Genomic DNA, 18,552 nt, shown 5'->3' on the forward strand with positions numbered 1-18,552 from the left:
TTCGATGGAAACCCGTGCAAATAACATTGCCATCGGCGCGTTCGTCTTGGCCATAGTGGCTGCGGCATTCATTTTCGTTTTCTGGCTTATGAGCGGCGCAGATGCCAATAAGCGTTCGGATGTGAAAATCATCTTTCCTGGCGCTGTAACCGGTCTGCCGAAGGGTGGGCAGGTGCTGTTTAACGGTATCAAGATCGGTGATGTGACCGATCTGACGTTCGATGCGGAAGATCCCCGCCTTGTTGTTGCAACGGTTCGTATTGACGCCAACGCTCCGATCCGCCGTGATACCAAGGCATCGCTGGGCTATACGGGCCTGACAGGTGTTGCCTATGTGGATCTGCACGGCGGTACGCTATCGTCTCCAGCGCTGATTGATCCGACTTCCAACGAAGTACCGGTTATCTATGCAAGCCGCTCCCAGTTTGAAGACCTTATCGAAGGGGCCAAGGATATTCTCCAGAAGGCCGATAAAACGCTGGGCTCCATTGAGACCGTTGTCGAGCAATCCGGTCCGGAGATTTCCAAGACCATTTCAAACATTGAAGTGTTCTCTGGTGCACTTGCGAAAAACGCAGATGGTGTTTCTGAATTTCTTGAGGGTATTACCAGCACAGCCAAGGCTTTGACCTCCCTTTCCGGGCGTATTGGCAGCCTCGTGGAGCGCGGTGAGCAGATGATTGCCGACGTGCCGCCGGAAAAGATCGGTGAGATCGTCAATAACGTCGAGGTTATTACCACCAAGCTCTCCAAATCTGCTGATGGCGTTGGCAGCATCGTTTCAACAGCGCAAACAGCTGCGGACAACCTCGAAGAGTTCTCCGTTGGGGTGAATGACAGCCTCAAGGACGTGGACGCGCTGCTTGCTGCGGTTGACCCTAAGGACGTGCAGAAGACTGTAAAAGGCGCTGCTGATCTTGGTGCTGTGATTACTGATCGCAAGGAAGAGATTGAGAGCATTCTCAGCTCTGCCAGCGAAATCGGCAAAAACGTATCGACCCTTTCGACCAACATCGTTGCCCGTCAGGATGAGATCGACCAGTTCGTGACCAATGCTGTGAAAGCGTCTGATCAGATCAACGCTGGCACCGAACAGCTCAACAAGGTGATACAGGCGGTAGACCCGACCAAGGTCGAGCAGATTATTGCTTCAGTTGATCAGGTGTCTGGAACGTTTGCGCAAAAGGACGCGCAAATCACTCAGATTATCGATGAAGCTGCTTCTGCATCCGTCAACATCAACAAGGTGACAAAGACCTTCGCTGATCGTGACAAGGACGTTGACGCCATTATCGCCAACAGCAAACAGATCAGCGATAACCTTGCTGTGGTTTCCAAAGAGCTGGAAGCCACTATGAAGGATGCCTCTGCCTTCCTCGATCAGGCTGAGCAACTCGTTGCCGCTGTTGATCCGAAGAAAGTGGACTCTATCGTAACCTCCGCCGAGAAGGTGGCGAGCACGCTTTCTGGCAAGAGCGACGAGATTGGCCAGACCATTGACGAAGCCAAGCAGGCTGCTAGCAACGTCAATGAGATGACGGGTAACCTGAAGGCCAAGACCAAGGACATCGACGAGATTATTTCCGAAGGCAAGCAGATCGCCAATAACCTCAATGCTGCTTCCGTTCGTGTAAACGGGCTGCTCAACAAAGTTGACGGCATGGTTGAAGGGGACGGTGAAGGCCTGATTGTAGAGGCGACTGCTGCTGCTAAGTCGATTCGCATTGTTGCCGATGCTTTTGCAGATAAAGCCGAGCCGATTTCACAAAATCTACTTCGCTTTAGCCAGCAGGGGTCATCTGACTTTGCGGCCGCAATGCAGCAACTTAATGCAACTCTTGTGGAAATACAGCGTGCTGTAAGTAATTTTGATCAGAATCCAAACAGGGTAATCTTTGGCGGATCGGACACACCCGTCTTTAATGGTGCAAAACGACGCTAATACATTTTGCAATTTGGTTGGAAATTGCCTAGTCAATTAGAGGTGTTGACCCTAGGTTGAATGAGTGGAGCCGCTTAGCTTGTCTAAAATGACCATGCTAAAACTGATGAGCGCAGCCGTCGTGCTGCTGGGCTTGAGTGCTTGCGGCTCTTCTGGCCCTCAGGCTCTTTATGGGTTGACCGCTCCTGTCAGCGTGAATACCTCTGCGTCCGCCAAGAATGTTCAGGTTCTTGTTGCTGCTCCTATGGCCTTGCAGGCATTGGACACCAGCTCCATTGCTGTGGCTGAGGAAGGCCGCATCTACTCCTACTATCCGAAGGTTGCTTGGGCAGACACATTGCCAAACGTCTTTCAGGCCAAGCTGATCGAGACGCTAGAAAATACCGGCAAGCTGCGCGGTGTAGGTCGTCCGGGGCAGGGCCTCTTGATCGACTATCAGCTGCAGACAACCATCCGCTCATTCGAGATGAACATCAACGGCGGTACCCGTGCCTATGTTGAGGTCGCTGCCCGCGTCGTGAATGACCGTAACGGTGTTTCCAAAGCAAGCCGTCTCTTCCGCGCTGAGGTTCCAACCAGCTCTACTGATCTGGATGAAGCCGTGGATGCAATGAACGTTGCTGCGGATCAGGTTATGGCCGAGATCGCCGCTTGGACGCTGAAGGTCATCTAGGCCTCATAGTCAGGTTCCTTATTTCCAGTTCGCTAGGTAAATGCCGGCCCAGACCAGTACGAGTAGGGCGGGGAATAGCCATCTGCATACGCGGTCGATGCGCTGAGCAAGTTGTGCTTTGCCGTTCACCACAAGTGCTGAGGTAATTGTAGCCTCCACCAAAGCGCAAAATACCAGAGCCGTTGAGCCGAGGATCAAAATATCCATTGTGGTCATGTAGCTTACTTTAGGCAGCAACGTTGATAGGGCGAACTGAAAGGCAATCAACGTCAGCATTGCAGTGGCCGTCAGGCCGATCTGCGGGCCGAACCGCTCAGGGTTGATCCAGAAGACCACAAAGGACATCAGCACGATAAGGGTGAGGGGAAATAGCAGCTTCACCACGTAAAAGGTGCTGTGGCGGCTTGCGTAGATATCAACGTGCAGCATGGAATAGTTGGTGTTTAGTTCCGGCACATAAACATCTTCCACGTTGAAGGTCACATCTTTGATGGTCCAGTCGGGAATATTAAGCCGCTCCGCAAGGCCGGAAATATTACGTTCTACACTGAGCTGAACCTTATCTGCCGGATGCTCGAAGGTTGCGATACGAATGCGGATGACGTGTTCATCAAAAGGGAATTTGCGAAGATTGTGGTAGGTGGCCACAGGGCCGTAAAAGCGTTGTCCGTAGGTGAGGGTACCGTCTTTTTCGATGCTTACCTGATCTGAGTTAAACCTGCTTCTGGCGCGTTTCAGTTCGTTGGAATTCAAAACATCGCTTACAGGAAACCAGACCTCGTTTCTCTGCAGCTTGCAGCCCTTGAGATGCGCAAGGCGTGGGTCCTTCCACTTTTTTCCGGCAATGAGATCCAAATCGATGGTTTGCGTCACGTCGTCAATTGCAAGTACGTCAGCAACCAAAATACCGATCGTCATTTGCGTTGGAGGGCCATCTGGGTCGGGCCTGATGTCGGAAAGGTAGTCATCTGGGACGGCGCAGCGCTCAGAAGCGGCGGCAGGCCCAGCCAGCCATAGGCACGCCAGAGCACACAGCGCCAATACCCTTGTTAGTGGCACGGGGGTTCTCCCTTTTTGTCTGGCCGCATCCCTTTCAACCTCTGCTCAGGTGTTCTTCGTTGTTCATTTGAGCAAAGGTTTGTCTTTGGGCGTTTATCCTCCTAAAGCGCCGCTGGTCCGTCAAGACCGGCTTTGCGAACCTCGTTAAGGCCGACACTAACGGCAGAAGCGCGTCTTGCCGGAATAAGCGGTATAGGTGCCTGTTCTCGGGTTGAAACTGCGGTACTTGGCTGAACAGTAGCGATACCACTCTGGCGACCATGGCCTTAGCCCGCCGCGATAAACTGGCGGTGGTGGCGGAGGAGCGTAGTATCGCGGTGCCGGATAGAGTGGACCGCCAAAGCCGAAGCCGATGCCGCCAAAGGAAAGACCACCGCCCCAGCCACCACCCCAACCATAGTAAGGGCGATAAAACGGCCTGTAGAGGGGCCTGTAGCGCGGACGGTAGTATCTGCGAGGGTAATAACGGTGCGGGCGATAATGATGCCTGTGGCCGCGATAGTAACGTCTGTCGCGCACGTCGATAAGGCCAGCAAGAAGAGCCGAACTCACAGGGGTGGTGAAATGGGACTTATCGGGCACAGGTAGAGGCATAGCGCTCGCCTCAGGGCCGCTCCATAGCAGCGCGGCACCGCCAAGTGCGGCAATAGCAATAATAGGCGTAAGCTTCATCGGGGCCTCCAGCCCCCACCTCAAATTCAGGTGCAGCAGCTCTATTATACCTAATTGTCTCGCAAATGCCTGTCAAAATTGACAGGTTTGTAAATCTTGCAATAAATCCATCCAAGCTCTAGCGCATTTTATTAGTATAAATCGCCATTATTTCTTCAAAGGTATTATCACAGATCTACTGTTTCTCCGTCCTTGGAGCGTAAAGTGCATTAAGGAGGATACTATGAAATCTCTTAGACTTGCGGCAATGGTTGTTGCCCTTGCATTTCCATTTACCGGTTCAGTTTTAGCGAAGGAAGCTATCTGCTTTACCAGTGATGATGGCCGGTACCCTTGTAACTTCACTCCGCTATTCAAAGATGGCAGCTTTGAAATCTCTGCAGCCACTAAGCCAACCTACCGGCTGATAATGCAGGAGAAAAACGTTGCGAACGGTTATGGCGACTTTGGAACAGGCCGCCGTATCTTTCTTCCTGGCGAATACATTCGCTCTTCTGCAGACAGTGCATGCTGGGAAAACACCGAGACCAACACCAAGATTTGCGCTTGGTGATTTGTGACCATGAACGGTGCGTGGCCCACCCTGAAAACGAGCAATAAAAAACCCCGCTAAAGAGCGGGGCTTTTTGTTTTGAGTGTCAGAAGCCTTATTCGAAGCGGCCACTTGCGTGTGCAAGCATGGTGTAAACCTTGCCGGTATCGGAGGTTAGGTAGGTTTGACCGAGGTTCGGATCGCTACCGTTTCTGGATACCTGAGAAAGCAGCTGCTCGAAGTCCTGAATGTAACGCTCTACTGCGGAGCGGAATTCAGGGTCGCGCTTGTACTTCTGACGGATCTCGTCGAAGGTCTGCTGTCCCTGCAGGGTGTAGAGGCGACGGGTAAAGACGTCACGCTCACCGCGCTTGTAACGCTCCCACAGTTCAATGAAGGTCTCGTGGTCTACAGCGCGGGCAATGTCCATGCTGAGAGAGTTGAGAGACTCTACCATGTGCTGCGGGGTGCGGCTGCTTGCTGCCATGGAAGGACGCGGAGCGGAACGCTCTTCGTTACCAGTGGAAGCGCGCTTCAAGAGATCGCTTACCCAGCCTTTGCCACCGTTTGCGCCGCCGCGGGCCGCATCAGCTTCACCGCGTGGTGCTGCAGCTGGTGTGTAGCGGCTTGGGCGTTCGCTGCTGCCCAGAGACGACAGGCTAGGGGCCTGAGGTGCTGCCGGACGGCTGGCGTAGGTTGAAGCCGGAGCAGGCGCTGCTGCTGGTGCCGCCATTTCCGGCATTGGCTGTGCAAGGGTGCCTTGCGCCATTGGTGCGGAAACGTCGAAGTTAGCAGACTGCTTGGAAACGATCTTGGATAGTTCGCCAAGTGCCTTAACCTGCTCGTTGATGACCTTGCGCAGTGCTGCGGAAGACTGCTCTGCCTCTTCTGGCAGGGCATGTAGACCTGCTGCCAGTTCGGAGCGGGTTGCTTCCAGCTCGCGGTGTACATCGCGTGCCACGTCGCGCATGCGGGTAGTTGCTTCTGTAAAGCGCTCGGAAGCCTCGGTCACGGTGCGCTGCATTTCGCTCATGATGTCGTCCTGAGCCATACGAACCGCATCGCGTGCCTTCTGGCCTTCCATGCCAGCGGTCATGCGCATGTTCTCGAACTGCTCTGTAACAGACTTGGTTGCTGCTTCTGCTGCCGCTTTGAGCATTGCAGAAACTTCGCGTGCCTTGTCGTCTGCCACTTCCAGCGTATCGCCCAGGGTGACGGTGTACGTGGACATGAGCTGTTCGATACCCTCGGTCTTCTTGATGAGGGTGTCGGCCACCATCTCGATTGCCATGCGGCGATCGTGCAGGCGGGTGTCGACGGTGTTGTTGGTCTCTTCCAGATGCTGGATCGCTTCTGCAAGGTGACGGTTCTGGGTTTCCATACGGCTGGTGATGTTAGCTGCATCGGCCAGCACGTTGCTGGTTGTGCCGCGCAGAGCATCCACCTGAGACTCGATTGCCTGACCAGCTGCCGCGGTTTCGGAAACTGCGCGGTCGATGGTGCTGCGGAACTCGCCAGCGCGGGCTGCAAGGTTGGTTTCCACCTCGTTGAGGTTGTCGCCAGCGGTTGCCAGAATATCGCGCAGAGAGCCGTTGGATGTGTTGAGGCGCATAAGGATGTCGGAGATGTCTTTCTCCAGACGTTCCTTTGTACCGTTGAGAACGGATGCTGCCAGACGGCTGCGGTCCTCAATGGTGTTGCCGATGCTGTCGATGGTGTGAGCAAGGTTGGTGCTTGCATCATGACCTTGACGGGTGAACACCTCTGCCGCTTCCTGACCCTTATTGGTGATGGTGTCGAGGAGGGCGGTCAGTTCGGTGCTCATGCGGCTGCGGCTGTCTTCCAGACGGGTCGCAGCGCTGTCGGAACGTTCGTCAATGGCGTGAACGATGCGGTCACCGGCCTCAACGAGGGCGCGGGTTGCATCCAGACCATTGCGGGCGAAGGTGTCAGCCAGATCACGGCCCTTGACGGTAACAGCCTCAAGAATTGCGCTCTGCACTTCGTTGACGCGGCTGGTGAGGTCGTGGGCACGCATTTCGATCGCGTTGATAAGCTCTGTACCGTCCTTGCCGATGATGGTGGACAGTTCGGCAGAGCGTGCGCCGAATGCTTCGTTGAGGTTGTCTGCCTTCTGCAGAAGCTCGTCGGCCACTGCTGCACCGCGTGCGGAGAGCATGCCTGCTGCTTCTTCGATAACAGCGGAGACGCGATCGCGTACTTCGTCGGTTTCGCCAGCAAGCAGGTTGCGGACGTTTTCGACGGATTCTGCAAGAACCGCTTTCGCACGGTCGCTTTCTGCGGAAAGCTTGCCGGAGATTTCGGCAACAGTGCGGTTGAGGTCGTCGCGTACCTTGTCGCTTTCGCCGGTAAGCTGACCGGACATTTCAGCAAGGGAAGCAGCGTACAGCGCACGAGCGTTCTCGCTTTCAACTGCAAGCGTACGTGCTGCCTGAGCAACGGTGTTGAGAACGATTTCGCGAACACCTTCGGTTTCTTCGGTCAGGCTGCCGCGCAGAAGGTCGAGGGACTCGGTAACAGACTTGGCTGCTGCCGCACCTTCGCCCTGCAGGCTTTCGCGTGCTTCGGAAACGGAGAGGGTAACGATTTCGTGCAGGCGTTCGCCTTCCTTGGAGAGAGTGCCTGCCAGCTGAGCCATGCCCTCTGTAACAGTCTCTTCGGTGCGAATACGCTCGTCTGCAAGGCGGGAAGCTGCCTGACCCACCACATCCACGATCATCTCGCGAATACGGGAGCTTTCGTTGCCAAGTGTCTTTGTCGCGTCGGACATTGCACCGGCAAGTGCTTCGGTAGCCTTTTCACCTTCACCAGCAAGCTTGGTGGAGATTGCTTCCAGACGGTCGTTGAGGATGTTCTCCAGTGCCACTGCGCGGGTATCGAGGGTTTCTGCCACTTCGAATACCTTGGAGCCGAGAGAGACGTTGATCTCTGCCACGCGCTCTGCAAGGGCGTCTGTGAGTTCCTTGGACTGGCGAACCAGAACGTTGCCTGCTTCTTCCAGACGACCATCGAGTGCATCGGACATCTCGCTCTGACCCTCGTGGAACGCCTTGGCGATCTCGCGGGTACGGGCAACGAGTGTCTCGGAGATCTGGCGTGCGCGGGCGTCGAGTGCATGGTCGATGCGCTCGGTGCCAACGGACATGGATGTTGCCAGATGTTCTGCACGGTCGGTGATGACGGTTGCTGCTGCTTCCACTTTCTCGCCAACAGTCTGGTCGAAGGTGGATAGGGAGTTTGCAATCGTCTTTTCAATGGTCTCACTGCGCTCGACAAGAATGTCGCCGATCTTCTCTGCACGCTGAGTAAGGTTTGCACCCACTTCTTCCACGCGCTCGGACAGGTTGACGGCGATAATGTCGGTGCGGTCCTCGAGGATCTTGGAGATGGACTGGGACTTTTCTTCCAGCGTGTTGGCCAGAAGGTCGGTGCCAGCTTCCACTGCTGTCGCAAGAGCTTGTGTACGGGACTCGATGGTACCGGTGAGGGCAGTTGCGCGATCGTCGAAGGAGTGTTCGAAAGTCGCTGTGCGCTCGGACAGGGTGCTGTCCAGATGCTCGATGCGGCTGTCGAAGGATGTGGTGATCTTCTGGCTGCGGTTGTCGAGAGCCTGAACCAGTTCTGCGCCGTGCTCGGTCACAACCTGTTCCAGTTCTACGAGGCGGCTTGCCAGACCATCGTTGAGGGCGCGGCCACGTACGTCCAGCGTTTCTGCAAGGCGCTCGCCGACTTCTGCGAAGTCTTCGGTGATGCGCTCGCCGCGTGCGCCGATGAGGTGCGCCAGTGCGGTGCCGGTTTCGCCCAGCTTTTCAGCCAGTTCCTGCGTACGTTCGCCAAGTGCGCCGGTAACTTCAACGCTTGCCGTTTCAATTGCAACGCGGAACTCGTTGGTCTGGTTGTCGATGAGGCCAACAACTTCCTGACCACGGGTTGCCAGAGCTTCATCAAGGGCTGCACCACCAACGGTGATGGAGTGATGGATCTGACCGGATACGGTCTCGAGGCGATCTGCCAGTGTGCCGCCGCCAACGGTGATGGTTTCACCAAGGGTGGAAGCGGTCTGGTCGATGCGGGATGTGATTTCCGCGCCGCGCTCAGCAATGTCGGAGACGATGCTGTCGCCGGTGCCGCGCAGGGTTTCGGAAACCTCTGCTGTACGGGAGGCGAGGGTCTCGACGAAGCTTTCTGCCTGCTGGCCGATTGCATCGTTGATTTCCAGACCGCGGTTGGAAATGGTGTCTGCTGCAAATTCGCCGGTCTGGCGAAGTGCCTGATCCAGATAAGTAACGCGCTCGTCCACGGTGCCGATGAGTTCATCGGTGCGTGCGGAGATGGTGTCGATCAAGCGACTGCTGGTAGAAGACAGGTTGTCGTTGATCTGAGCGCCGTGGCTGAGGATCTCGTCGGAAAGCTTAACGCTTGCGCTACCGAAGTGCTCGGTAACACCTGCGATGGTGCTTTCAAGCGTTTCATGCAGCTGGGCGTTCGCACCGGAGAACTCTTCGATAACACGGGAAGAAGTTTCGCCGAGGGTCTGTACCAGTGCTTCGCTGGAACCGGTGAGCTGCGAGATCACGCGGCCAGAGGTGCCTTCCAGTACTTCCACAACGTTGCCGCTTGCACCTTCGAGCTGGGAAACAACACGGCCTGCTGTGCTGTCGAGGCTCTGGGTGAGGGCTTCGCTTGCGCCGGAAATGTCGCCAACAACCTGCTCTGCCTTGCCTTCCAGAGACTGGGAGAGCTGCTGGCTGGCATCTGCGATTTCTGCAACGAGCTGGCCTTTTTGGCCTTCCAGTGTGTCGGAAAGCAGGGAGCTTGCGCCGGAGATTTCTGCAACAAGCTGACCGGTCTGTCCTTCCAGAGTTTCGGCAAGCTGTGCGCTCGCGCCGGAAATCTGGCCGTACATGTGCTCGGTGTGGCCTTCCAGTGTCTGGGAAAGCTGCGTGCTTGCGCCAGAGATCTGGGTGACCATGAAGTCGGTCTTGTCTTCCAGAGTATGGGTAAGGCCGGAACTTGCCTGAGAGAGTTCGCCGACAACTGCGCCGGTTTTCTCTTCCAGAGTTTCAGAAAGCTGGGTGCTTGCGCCTGCAAGCAGGGAAACCATGCGCTCTGCGGTACCGTCGAGGGTCTGTGCAAGCAAAGTGCCTGCGCCGTCGAGGTCTGCCAGCATCGCGCCGGTTTTTGCGTCCATGGTCTGGGAGATGTAGCCGGCTGCGTTGCCCAGCTCGTCCACCAGACGCTCGGTGTTGCCGTTGATTGCTTCCGATACCTGACCAGATGCATGGCCAACTTCCAGAACCAGACGGTTCGCGGTGGAATCCAGCGTTTCGGAAAGGGTGCCGGTAACGCTGCCCAGTTCGGAAACGAGGGTGCCGGTGCTTTCGGAAAGTGTTTCGGAAAGCAGGCTGGTTGCGCCGCCCAGCTCGCTGACCATGCGGTCCACGGAGCCGTTGAGGGTGTCGCTGATCTGCTCGTTTGCGTCGGAAACGCTCTGGGAAATGGTGTTCACACCAGAGGTCAGCGTCGTGTTCAGCTGGATGTTTGCCTTGCTGATCTCGTCGGTGACGGAGCTGGTGGTGTTTACGAGGGTCTCGGTCAGTTCGCTGCTGGTTGTTGCAACAGACTCGGTAAACTCGCTGAGGCCCTGTGTGAGGGTGCCGGAGAGAGCATCGTTTGCCGCGTTCATCTGCTCGGAAACGGTCACGACAGTGTCGGTGATGGTTTCGCGCAGAGCAACGTTGGATGCATCGACAGTCTGGGTGAAGATGTCGAGGCTGTCGTTGACGGTTGCGTTCAGCTGGGTGTTTGCCGCGTTGAACTGGGCGGTAACTTCCAGCGTGCTGCTGCTGATGGTCTGTGCAACCTGCGAACCGGTTGCGTTTACGCTTTCGGTAAACTGGGCAAGGTTGGTGGTGAGCGTGTCGTTCAGCTGCAGGTGTGCTGCGTTGAACTGCTCTGTTACGCCGGAGGTTGCGGAAACGATCGTGTCGGTCAGCTGGGCGCTTGCGCCTGCAAACTGCTCGGTAACCGTTGCTGCAGTGCCTTCGATGGTGTCTTTCAGGTCCATACCCTGCTGGATGAGCGAGGTGTTCATTGCAGAGGTCTGTTCTGCAATTGTGCGGGTCAGCTCTTCACCAGCGGTGGCAAGGGTCTCGTTAAGAACGTTACCGCGGTCATGCAGCAGTTCGCCAATCTCGTTTGCACGGGAGCCAAGACCGTCGATGATCTCTTCGCCGATACCGGAGAGGGTAGAGCCGATTGCCTCGGAGCGCTCGGACAGTGCGCTGATGAGGGTGTCGGAAGTCTCTGCCAAACGGGAGTTGAGTTCGTCACCGCGCAGGGTGAGGCCATCAACGAATTTGTCAGCGGTTTTAGCAAACTCCTCGTTGATCTCGGTACCGCGGCTTTCAAGGCGCTCAGCCATGTCGCGGCCGGAGACGCTGAGGGTATCAACGAGTTCGTTACCTGTGGAGGTGAGGCGGTCCACATAATCATCACCGCGCACGGTGAGGGAGGAAACGAGGGAGCTACCGGCTTCGGTAAAGTTCTCGGTGGCGGAGTTGATCCGGTCTTCCACCTTGTCGGACATTTTCTCGATAACAGAATCGACCGCGCTGGTGAGGCGCTCGCGGGCACGGTCTACAGAATTGGCGAAATTCTCTGAAGTCGAAGAAAGCTGGGAAGCGAGGTTTTCGTGGGTACCGGAAATGGTTTCACGAACAAGTTCAGCGTTTGCCTGAATGGCTTCACGCTGGCTGACGAGTTCCTCAACGAGGCGGCGGATTTTCAGCTCGTTGTCATTATAGGAGTTTTCGAGAGACGATACTTCTTTATGGATGAGCACTTCCAGCTCGCTGGCGCGGGCAATTGCACGCTCGATACCATCACCCATAGCCGCGACTTCGCGGCGGATGGCCTGACCAACGCTGAGAATGCTCTCTTTAGCAACTTCCTCCGGCTCGGCCAGACGAAGAGCAACCTGTGTCATGGAGTGGGCGACGTTGCGCATTTCCTGCGCGCGCCAGAACATCAACGCCATAACCCAGAAGAAAACGATAGGGACCAGGATGCCGATAAGAGACAGCATCATGGATGGCTGTTCAGCCATTGCAGAGAAGGAGAAGCCTTCAGTGAATTCCGGTGCAAAGGCATTCCATGCCAATGCGGAGCCGATGCTTGCCCAGACGACGGACAGGGCAAAAGCGAACCAGAATGGAGCGGTAGACGGTTTACGCTGAAGCGCAAACATAAGCGAGCCGATGCTCTGACGATCATCGTTGCTGGCTGCCGGAGGGCGGCCTCCACGGCCACGACGGCGCTTGGCAATGCTTGCCTCTTCCTTCTTCTCAAGCTCGGACATGGTTTTTTCCAGCTTGCTTGGATTTTTGGAAGGTTCTGCCTGCGCTTTTTCGCCAGTTTTAGCTGTTGCTTCCGTTTCGAAAATGGAATCAACGTCGTTTGGCCCGCCAAAGTCTTTGGCTAGAGCTTCTTCGACTGCTGACAGTGCCACTTCCGATGGAGCTTTCGCCTTCGGGGGGTTCGCCATATTTGTCGCCTCGCGTCCGTACTCTTTACTCACCGGTCGCATTCACAGGACTAGTCGCCACCTGTGATTGCGCCATACCAGCAAGGCAGGGCCGGTTGTATACGCTTTGAGACGTGTGCCCGAAGCAGCTCCGTTTAGCTGTTCTCGTGTACGCCGCGTGTTAACTCTAACACTACAAAAGAACGCAGGTCCCCACCTTACTTTGGTCATTAACCTAATGGCACAAACAGGAGGGCGGTACAACACGCGTTGCGGGCTATTGTGGACGCCACTAACGCAGGAAGTGCGAATGTTTGGGAGCCTTTCACACGCACTATGAACGCGGGGGAAAAATTCCAAGGTGTTTTAAGCGCGGGTGTAAACATTCAAAGATCAGAGCCATTCAGCCAAACCATCGAAGTGGCCTTCGCTCGCCTTGTGAAAACAGCCGGAGATTGTGGTTTTTTCAATCCTTAACAAGTCCGCGAGAATTGCGCGAAAAGACTCTAAGCAGACTCTAGGTTTTCCAAACTCTTACCTAGCGGAATACTTCCTGCTTTGTTAACGAAGGGGGCAGCGAGTGGCTTGCCGCGGCCTGTGCCGGAAGGGCAGAGCGGTAAGGAATTGCTGAATAATATTACAGAAAATTACCTAGTTACGGTGTTGGGGTGGGTGATAAATGGGCCGCTATGAATCATACCCGCAAGAGTTTATTAACCATAAAAACTAATTTTTAAATTGCATAGGTGACTCAACTCTGATTCTGTCTGAATGTTCGCTGCTACCCTACAGAAAACCTGTGGTTAAGACCGCGGGTTTGGTAGCGTAATAGAATCATTACACCCGCCGGTTCAGAATCTGTCCACGCATTACCCTACGGGAAGTTGCAGTTGGTAAACGCCGAAAACACGCCTGCTGAAGAAATCCTTCTGGATATTGACCATCTTGAAAAAGTTAGTTTTGGAGATGCTGAGTTAGAACGTCAGGTGCTCGGCATTTTTCTGGAACAGGCTGCATTGTTTCCGCAGCTATTGAGGCAAACCAGCGCGCCTGTTGAGCTTGCTGACCATATCCACCGGCTCAAGGGTTCTTCCAGAGGAATTGGAGCTGTAGCTATAGGCAATGCTTGCTCTAAGGAAGAAGAAGCTGCCAGACAGGGGCAGGCGGTAGCGGTTGAGGAGCTGCTTCAATTGCTGGAGCGGACCTGCGTTGTTATTCGCCAGCGCTGTCAGTAGCTGGTCTTCAGCGGTCATTGCCAAAGTATTGGCGCTGTGAAACTGAACTCCCTACCAATTAGCCTGCGGTTTTTCTTGAACCCACGTGATATTCCGGTTATCTCAGGTCTAAAGTCTGCAAACATCCTAAAACTTGGCAAGAGTTCTATTAAATGCCGAAAATCGTATACATCACCTCTGAAGGTGAGCGCTTTGAAGTGGAAGCACAGTCCGGCGCCACTGTAATGGAAGCTGCTATCAAGAACATGGTTCCGGGCATTGAAGCTGAATGCGGCGGCGCATGCGCTTGTGCTACTTGCCACGTTTATGTTGATCCTGAGTGGAGCGACAAAACGGGTGAGCCGGAAGCTATGGAAGAAGACATGCTGGACTTCGCACAGGACGTTCGTGACACGTCCCGTCTGTCCTGCCAGATCCGCGTAGATGATGCGCTGGACGGTCTGGTCGTACATATTCCGGAAAGCCAAGGCTAAGGCATTTCCATATTTCAATTAAAAAAGGCTGGCGAATGTGCCAGCCTTTTTTGTTTGTGGAGTGAGCGCTGTTTAGACGCTAGCAGGCTTTTTGAAGCTTGCGTCTGCCGCGCCCCAGATGAGTTCGTGACCCGGTTCTGGTTTGTGCGGAATGAGGCGGGATAGAACAAGGCTGATCAGCGCCATGCCTGCACCTGCAAGGAACACAGCTTCTGGCGAATAGAGCCAGATGGTGCCGAAGACGACTGGAATAACAACTGCTGCGATATGGTTGATAGTAAAGGCGACACCCGCAGTTGGTGCGATGTCTGCCGGATCGGCAATCTTCTGGAAGTAGGTCTTCATTGCGATCGCCATGGCAAAGAACGCGTGGTCGATCACATAGAGCGCACCGGCGATGTATTCGTTGGTAACGAAAGCGTACATGGTGAAGACGATGAACAGGCCGATGTACTCAAGGGTGAGCGAGAAGCGTTCCCCAAAACGACCGATGAATGCACCAATTCGGTGGGCGATAAAGACGTTGATCAAGCCGTTGAGCAGGAAGAGGCCTGCGACTTCATGCACGTCGTAGCCAAAGCGCTCTACCATCAAGAAGCCAGCAAATACCGTAAAGATCTGACGACGCGCGCCGCCCATGAAGGTGAGGGCGTAGTAGAGCCAGTAGCGCTTGCGCAGGATAAGCTTCTTGTGCTGCGGAACGCCTTCGTTGAACTTCGGAAATTGTGTTGCAACGACTGCAACGATAACGATGGTAGAGATGCCAGCGATCAAGAAGACCGTGGTAAACGACAGGCCGAGGCTGTTCCACGTTAGCATGATTGCGCCGTAAGCCACGAGCTGGGCTGCTGCTGCAAAAGACAGGATCTTGCCCATTGTTGCGGGGGCGGTCTTCTTTGGCAGCCATTGCAGCGAGAGGGATTGCTGCATGGTTTCATAATAGTGGAAGCCGATCGACATGATCAGCGTGGTAAAATAAAAGCCGTAGGCGGTTGGGAAGTAACCTGTCACCGCCACGCCGACGCCAAGTACCAACAAAGAGATATAGGCGAAGGTTTGCTCTCTGAACAAAAACAGAGCGAATACAGCGGTGAAGGCAAGGAAGCCCGGAATTTCTCGAATGGATTGCTGAATGCCGATTTCTCGGCCCGTGAAGTGGATTTCGTTCACGGCAAAATTATTCATCAAGTTCCACCAGACCGAGAACGAGAGCTGCATGGCTATCGTCATCAGGATCAGCAGTACAGCGGGAGAACGCCATCCGTACTGAGGGTGCTTTAAAGAACTGAACATTGATACCTCTGTAGAAATCTATGAAAAAACACATAGATTAAGTTCTGCCTGCCGTGATAGCGTTACTCTGCCAAATAATATCTGCGAAATGCCACAGGAGGGGTTTTAGCTCAAGCTGAAAGCTCTTTCTGCTCTAGGGCTTTGTCTTTACCCGTCTTCTTAGGCAGGTTCGCGGGAAGAACGGCACGAGTGGAGGGAACATGCCTGTTATTCACCCTGATGTATTGGAAGCGCCGGATCACGACAGTGATACGCCCATAATCGCCTATGCAAAGGATTTGGCAGGGAAAGAGAATAACGACTGGCACCATCATGCTCGCGGTCAGCTTCTTCATATCACCAAGGGGTCTTTGGTGGTGCAAACCGCCGGAGGAACGTTTGTTGTGCCACCTGAGCGGGCCGTTTGGGTGCCCGGCAATATGGAACACCGTACCATCTATCCAACCTACACCGAGTTCCGCACGCTGTATGTGCGCGAGGACTGGTGCTCCCAGTTCGCTGCTGAACCCATTGTGGTGCAGGTAACGCCATTGCTGCGAGAGCTGATTATGGCGCTTATGGGCATGACGCGGCACTACGATGAACACAGCCCCGCTGGCCGCCTTGCCCGCGTTCTACTGGATCAGATGGCGTTGTTGCCGACTGCGCCGCTTCAACTAACGTTTCCTAGCAATGAAAAGCTGAAGGGGTTGGCAGATCGCATTGTTGAGTGTCCTGCCCACATTCCCTCTGTTGCAACGGCTGCTGCATCCTGTGCCTTATCCCAGCGCACCTTTGAGCGGCGTTTTTCTGCCGAGACGGGGATTAGCTACAGGCGCTGGTGCAATCAGGCGAAGCTCTTTAGAGCGCTAGAGCTGCTGGCGGCGGATCGTACAGTAAGCGATGTCTCACACAAGCTCGGTTACGAGGGGCCGAGCGCGTTTATCGCGACCTTTAAAAAGGCGTTTGGCGTGACACCGGGCCAATATTTCCGAGAGAAGGAATAAAGGCAGGGCGCGAACCCTGCCTTTGCTGTTTGATCAGCGACAGCTTGCAAGGAAGCTGCGAACCGGTTTGGCGCTGCCCTTAAGGCTAACGCGGTGGCTCAGATACCCGCCAATAGTAATGGCAAGGTCATTGTCTTTGATCATCTGGCTCCAAAGCGGTGAAGAGCGGGAAAGCTCGATCGCTGGAAGGGCTACACCTGCCTCGTTGTCAGAAGTGCCGCCCTTAGCTGCGTAGTCTTCCACGTAGCTCTTGGAGCCAATGGACACGAGTGTGCTTTCGCCGGTTTTGTAGTCTGGCGGCGGAGCGATCATGTGAACCTTGATCTTGCCCGTACGCTTGTTGCAAACCGCGAGGAAGTCACGGTCATCTGTTTCCGGCACGCCGTGGATCAGGGTTGGGCGGTCACCGCCCGTTGCCTGCCAGCGCAAAGTGCCGTCATAGCCTTTGGTCGGTGCAGGGTTGTCAGTGAACTTATCACGCATAGGGATGAGGTTCGACAGGGTTTTCGCTGTTCCCGTTTCTTTCACCTCGATATTGAAAGCCGTTGTCTGCTTGTTTTCCAGTAGGCAAGAGAAGGTAAATGGAGACCATGTGTCTTTGCCGCTTTGGAAGAGACCACGACCTTTGAGTTCTTTGCCTTTCAGCTTCAAAACAGGAGATGCGTTGGCTTTGTTGCCACCAACGTGGCCAAGGCCAAGAACAACAGCGGTGTTTTTAACGCCCATGCCTTTAGCGGCCAGAACCTTACGGGCCTGCGCCTGACAGGAAAGGCGTGCAGTGCGAAGAGGACCGGCTTTTGCCTGTTCAACCGGATCAACCGGAGGCACGATCACTGGCGGTTCTTCTTTCTTTGGCAGGTAGTAGCATGCCTTGCGTTGCATTGGTGCAGGCTCGCCAAAGCTGGCGCGGTTACAGGCGATCTTGTTCTTTACAGTGCGTTCGGTGAACTGACCGGGCACGCCAAAACGAACGCGTGTTTGATATGGCACGCTACAGAACTGGTTTTCCAGTGCACAGCGCAGCCAGCCGTCCTTGGTCTTCTTTGGTAGTTTAGGCAGGTCTTCAGTCTGACCGTTCTCGCGGACATAGTTTGCCCATGTCTGGTAGGACGGGTTGTTGCTTGGGCGGGTGCCGATGTAGAACACGCCGCGGCAACCTTTCTTCACCCAGACACCACGGTTGTTTACGCCCCACGTTTCACCCACAGTGCAGGGCTTTTTGCTCTGCTGGCTGATGAGCGCAACATTACCGCGGCGAACAGGTGACAGCTCGCAGATAGAGCGTTTGTTGTTCACCGAGCTGCAAATCACGATGTCACCAGCAGGGACTTGCGTACCGTTGTCCGGTGTTGGTGGCTGCGGGGCAGGGGTGCCGATAATCTCGTCGCGGGTTTTGTCGAGAACGCATTCGCGAAACCTGTCGCTGCCAAGAGCGCCGCCGGTTTCAAACATGCAGGCTTGGAAAATCCGCATGGGTATGGTTTGAAGCGGATTATCTTGTTGCTGTGCGTTTGCTCCACTTGTCCAAAGCACACTGGCCAAAGCCGCAGAAGCGACCGCTACCCAAACCTTCATTGATCCCGAACCCCCATGTCATTATCAGCCCAGCTATAGCAAAGGCTCTCGCTAGGACAACCTAGCGTAGATTACCTAAGCTGAACTGTGAATGAATGGCAAGGTCGCAGGGGCTGGTACTTAGCCAAAACAGCCAGGCACCTAGCCCGAGGGTAATGCTAGCAGCCGCAGTTTACTTCTGTGCCTGCTCTGGCGTTGATGCCTTCTGTGGCATATCCATCGCGGATCCACCAGTCGAGCCCACCGATCAGCTCTTTCACTTCAAAGCCTAGGGTTAGAAGTTTCATAGCTGTTTTGGTGGACGCGTTGCAGCCGATGCCATCGCAATAGCAAACATAGACTTTGCCTTTATCCAGTTTTGCCGTGCTGTTGGTGCAGATGTCACGATGGGGCAGATTAATTGCGCCGGGAATGCGCTCCATACCGAAGGCTTCTTCCTTTCGGCCATCAACGACAACGAAGTTGTCGCCACGTTCCATGGCCTCGTAGAGATCCCAGCTATCCATCTCAAAGGCGAGCTTCGCTTGATAGTGCTTGAGCTGCTCAAAATTCATAGGAGTATCCTT

General features: G+C 54.9%; 12 protein-coding genes. 6 read left to right on the forward strand and 6 right to left on the reverse strand.

What is annotated here, in order from left to right:
• Positions 1 to 4: 4 nt before the first annotated feature.
• Together E1162_RS18530 and E1162_RS18535 are read left to right on the forward strand one after the other, a co-directional pair.
• Complete coding sequence (locus E1162_RS18530; protein WP_155134605.1) at positions 5 to 1,942, forward strand: MlaD family protein; 1,938 nt, start codon at positions 5 to 7, stop codon at positions 1,940 to 1,942.
• A gap of 88 nt (positions 1,943 to 2,030) precedes the next feature.
• Positions 2,031 to 2,615 (forward strand): ABC-type transport auxiliary lipoprotein family protein, encoded by a 585-nt coding sequence (locus tag E1162_RS18535; RefSeq protein ID WP_155135142.1) that lies wholly within the window; start codon positions 2,031 to 2,033, stop codon positions 2,613 to 2,615.
• Positions 2,616 to 2,633: 18 nt separating this feature from the next.
• On the opposite strand, the gene E1162_RS18540 is transcribed toward E1162_RS18535, so the two are convergent.
• Positions 2,634 to 3,674: a ligand-gated ion channel gene (locus E1162_RS18540; protein ID WP_155134608.1), complete on the reverse strand. Its 1,041-nt coding sequence runs from the start codon at positions 3,672 to 3,674 to the stop codon at positions 2,634 to 2,636.
• A 156-nt stretch (positions 3,675 to 3,830) separates the two neighbouring features.
• Positions 3,831 to 4,346 (reverse strand): BA14K family protein, encoded by a 516-nt coding sequence (locus tag E1162_RS18545; RefSeq protein ID WP_257099114.1) that lies wholly within the window; start codon positions 4,344 to 4,346, stop codon positions 3,831 to 3,833.
• Positions 4,347 to 4,569: 223 nt separating this feature from the next.
• Between E1162_RS18545 and E1162_RS18550 the strand changes: the two genes are divergently transcribed.
• Complete coding sequence (locus E1162_RS18550) at positions 4,570 to 4,899, forward strand: hypothetical protein (RefSeq protein WP_155134611.1); 330 nt, start codon at positions 4,570 to 4,572, stop codon at positions 4,897 to 4,899.
• Positions 4,900 to 4,993: 94 nt separating this feature from the next.
• Here the strand turns inward: E1162_RS18550 and E1162_RS18555 are convergent, their stop codons facing one another.
• Complete coding sequence (locus E1162_RS18555; RefSeq protein ID WP_155134615.1) at positions 4,994 to 12,445, reverse strand: apolipoprotein A-IV repeat region-like domain-containing protein; 7,452 nt, start codon at positions 12,443 to 12,445, stop codon at positions 4,994 to 4,996.
• An 869-nt stretch (positions 12,446 to 13,314) separates the two neighbouring features.
• Here E1162_RS18555 and E1162_RS18560 point away from each other — a divergent pair.
• Both E1162_RS18560 and E1162_RS18565 read left to right on the forward strand, forming a co-directional pair.
• Entirely contained in the window at positions 13,315 to 13,659 is a 345-nt protein-coding gene (locus tag E1162_RS18560) for an Hpt domain-containing protein (protein ID WP_257099115.1), read from the forward strand.
• A 152-nt stretch (positions 13,660 to 13,811) separates the two neighbouring features.
• Positions 13,812 to 14,132, forward strand: a complete 321-nt coding sequence (locus tag E1162_RS18565; RefSeq protein ID WP_155134619.1) for a 2Fe-2S iron-sulfur cluster-binding protein — start codon at positions 13,812 to 13,814, stop codon at positions 14,130 to 14,132.
• Positions 14,133 to 14,204: 72 nt separating this feature from the next.
• Here the strand turns inward: E1162_RS18565 and E1162_RS18570 are convergent, their stop codons facing one another.
• Entirely contained in the window at positions 14,205 to 15,425 is a 1,221-nt protein-coding gene (locus E1162_RS18570) for an MFS transporter (RefSeq protein WP_155134622.1), read from the reverse strand.
• Positions 15,426 to 15,625: 200 nt separating this feature from the next.
• On the opposite strand from E1162_RS18570, the gene E1162_RS18575 reads away from it, so the two are divergent.
• Positions 15,626 to 16,411 carry an AraC family transcriptional regulator gene (locus tag E1162_RS18575; protein WP_155134625.1) on the forward strand — a complete coding sequence of 262 codons (786 nt, stop codon included), beginning with the start codon at positions 15,626 to 15,628 and terminating at the stop codon, positions 16,409 to 16,411.
• 33 nt (positions 16,412 to 16,444) lie between these two features.
• On the opposite strand, the gene E1162_RS18580 is transcribed toward E1162_RS18575, so the two are convergent.
• Positions 16,445 to 17,986, reverse strand: a complete 1,542-nt coding sequence (locus E1162_RS18580; protein WP_155134628.1) for a DUF3011 domain-containing protein — start codon at positions 17,984 to 17,986, stop codon at positions 16,445 to 16,447.
• Positions 17,987 to 18,144: 158 nt separating this feature from the next.
• Positions 18,145 to 18,540 (reverse strand): rhodanese-like domain-containing protein, encoded by a 396-nt coding sequence (locus tag E1162_RS18585; RefSeq protein ID WP_155134631.1) that lies wholly within the window; start codon positions 18,538 to 18,540, stop codon positions 18,145 to 18,147.
• Positions 18,541 to 18,552: the final 12 nt, after the last annotated feature.

The organism is Pseudovibrio flavus (genome assembly GCF_009711345.1).
Lineage (GTDB): Bacteria > Pseudomonadota > Alphaproteobacteria > Rhizobiales > Stappiaceae > Pseudovibrio > Pseudovibrio flavus.

Excerpts from the sequence above, each read along its gene's own strand:
- E1162_RS18530 (WP_155134605.1), top strand. The coding sequence starts at position 5 with ATGGAAACCCGTGCAAATAACATTGCCATCGGCGCGTTCGTCTTGGCC.
- E1162_RS18535 (WP_155135142.1), top strand. The coding sequence starts at position 2,031 with ATGACCATGCTAAAACTGATGAGCGCAGCCGTCGTGCTGCTGGGCTTG.
- E1162_RS18545 (WP_257099114.1), bottom strand. The coding sequence starts at position 4,346 with ATGAAGCTTACGCCTATTATTGCTATTGCCGCACTTGGCGGTGCCGCG.
- E1162_RS18550 (WP_155134611.1), top strand. The coding sequence starts at position 4,570 with ATGAAATCTCTTAGACTTGCGGCAATGGTTGTTGCCCTTGCATTTCCA.
- E1162_RS18555 (WP_155134615.1), bottom strand. The coding sequence starts at position 12,445 with ATGGCGAACCCCCCGAAGGCGAAAGCTCCATCGGAAGTGGCACTGTCA.
- E1162_RS18565 (WP_155134619.1), top strand. The coding sequence starts at position 13,812 with ATGCCGAAAATCGTATACATCACCTCTGAAGGTGAGCGCTTTGAAGTG.
- E1162_RS18570 (WP_155134622.1), bottom strand. The coding sequence starts at position 15,425 with ATGTTCAGTTCTTTAAAGCACCCTCAGTACGGATGGCGTTCTCCCGCT.
- E1162_RS18575 (WP_155134625.1), top strand. The coding sequence starts at position 15,626 with ATGCCTGTTATTCACCCTGATGTATTGGAAGCGCCGGATCACGACAGT.
- E1162_RS18580 (WP_155134628.1), bottom strand. The coding sequence starts at position 17,986 with ATGAAGGTTTGGGTAGCGGTCGCTTCTGCGGCTTTGGCCAGTGTGCTT.
- E1162_RS18585 (WP_155134631.1), bottom strand. The coding sequence starts at position 18,540 with ATGAATTTTGAGCAGCTCAAGCACTATCAAGCGAAGCTCGCCTTTGAG.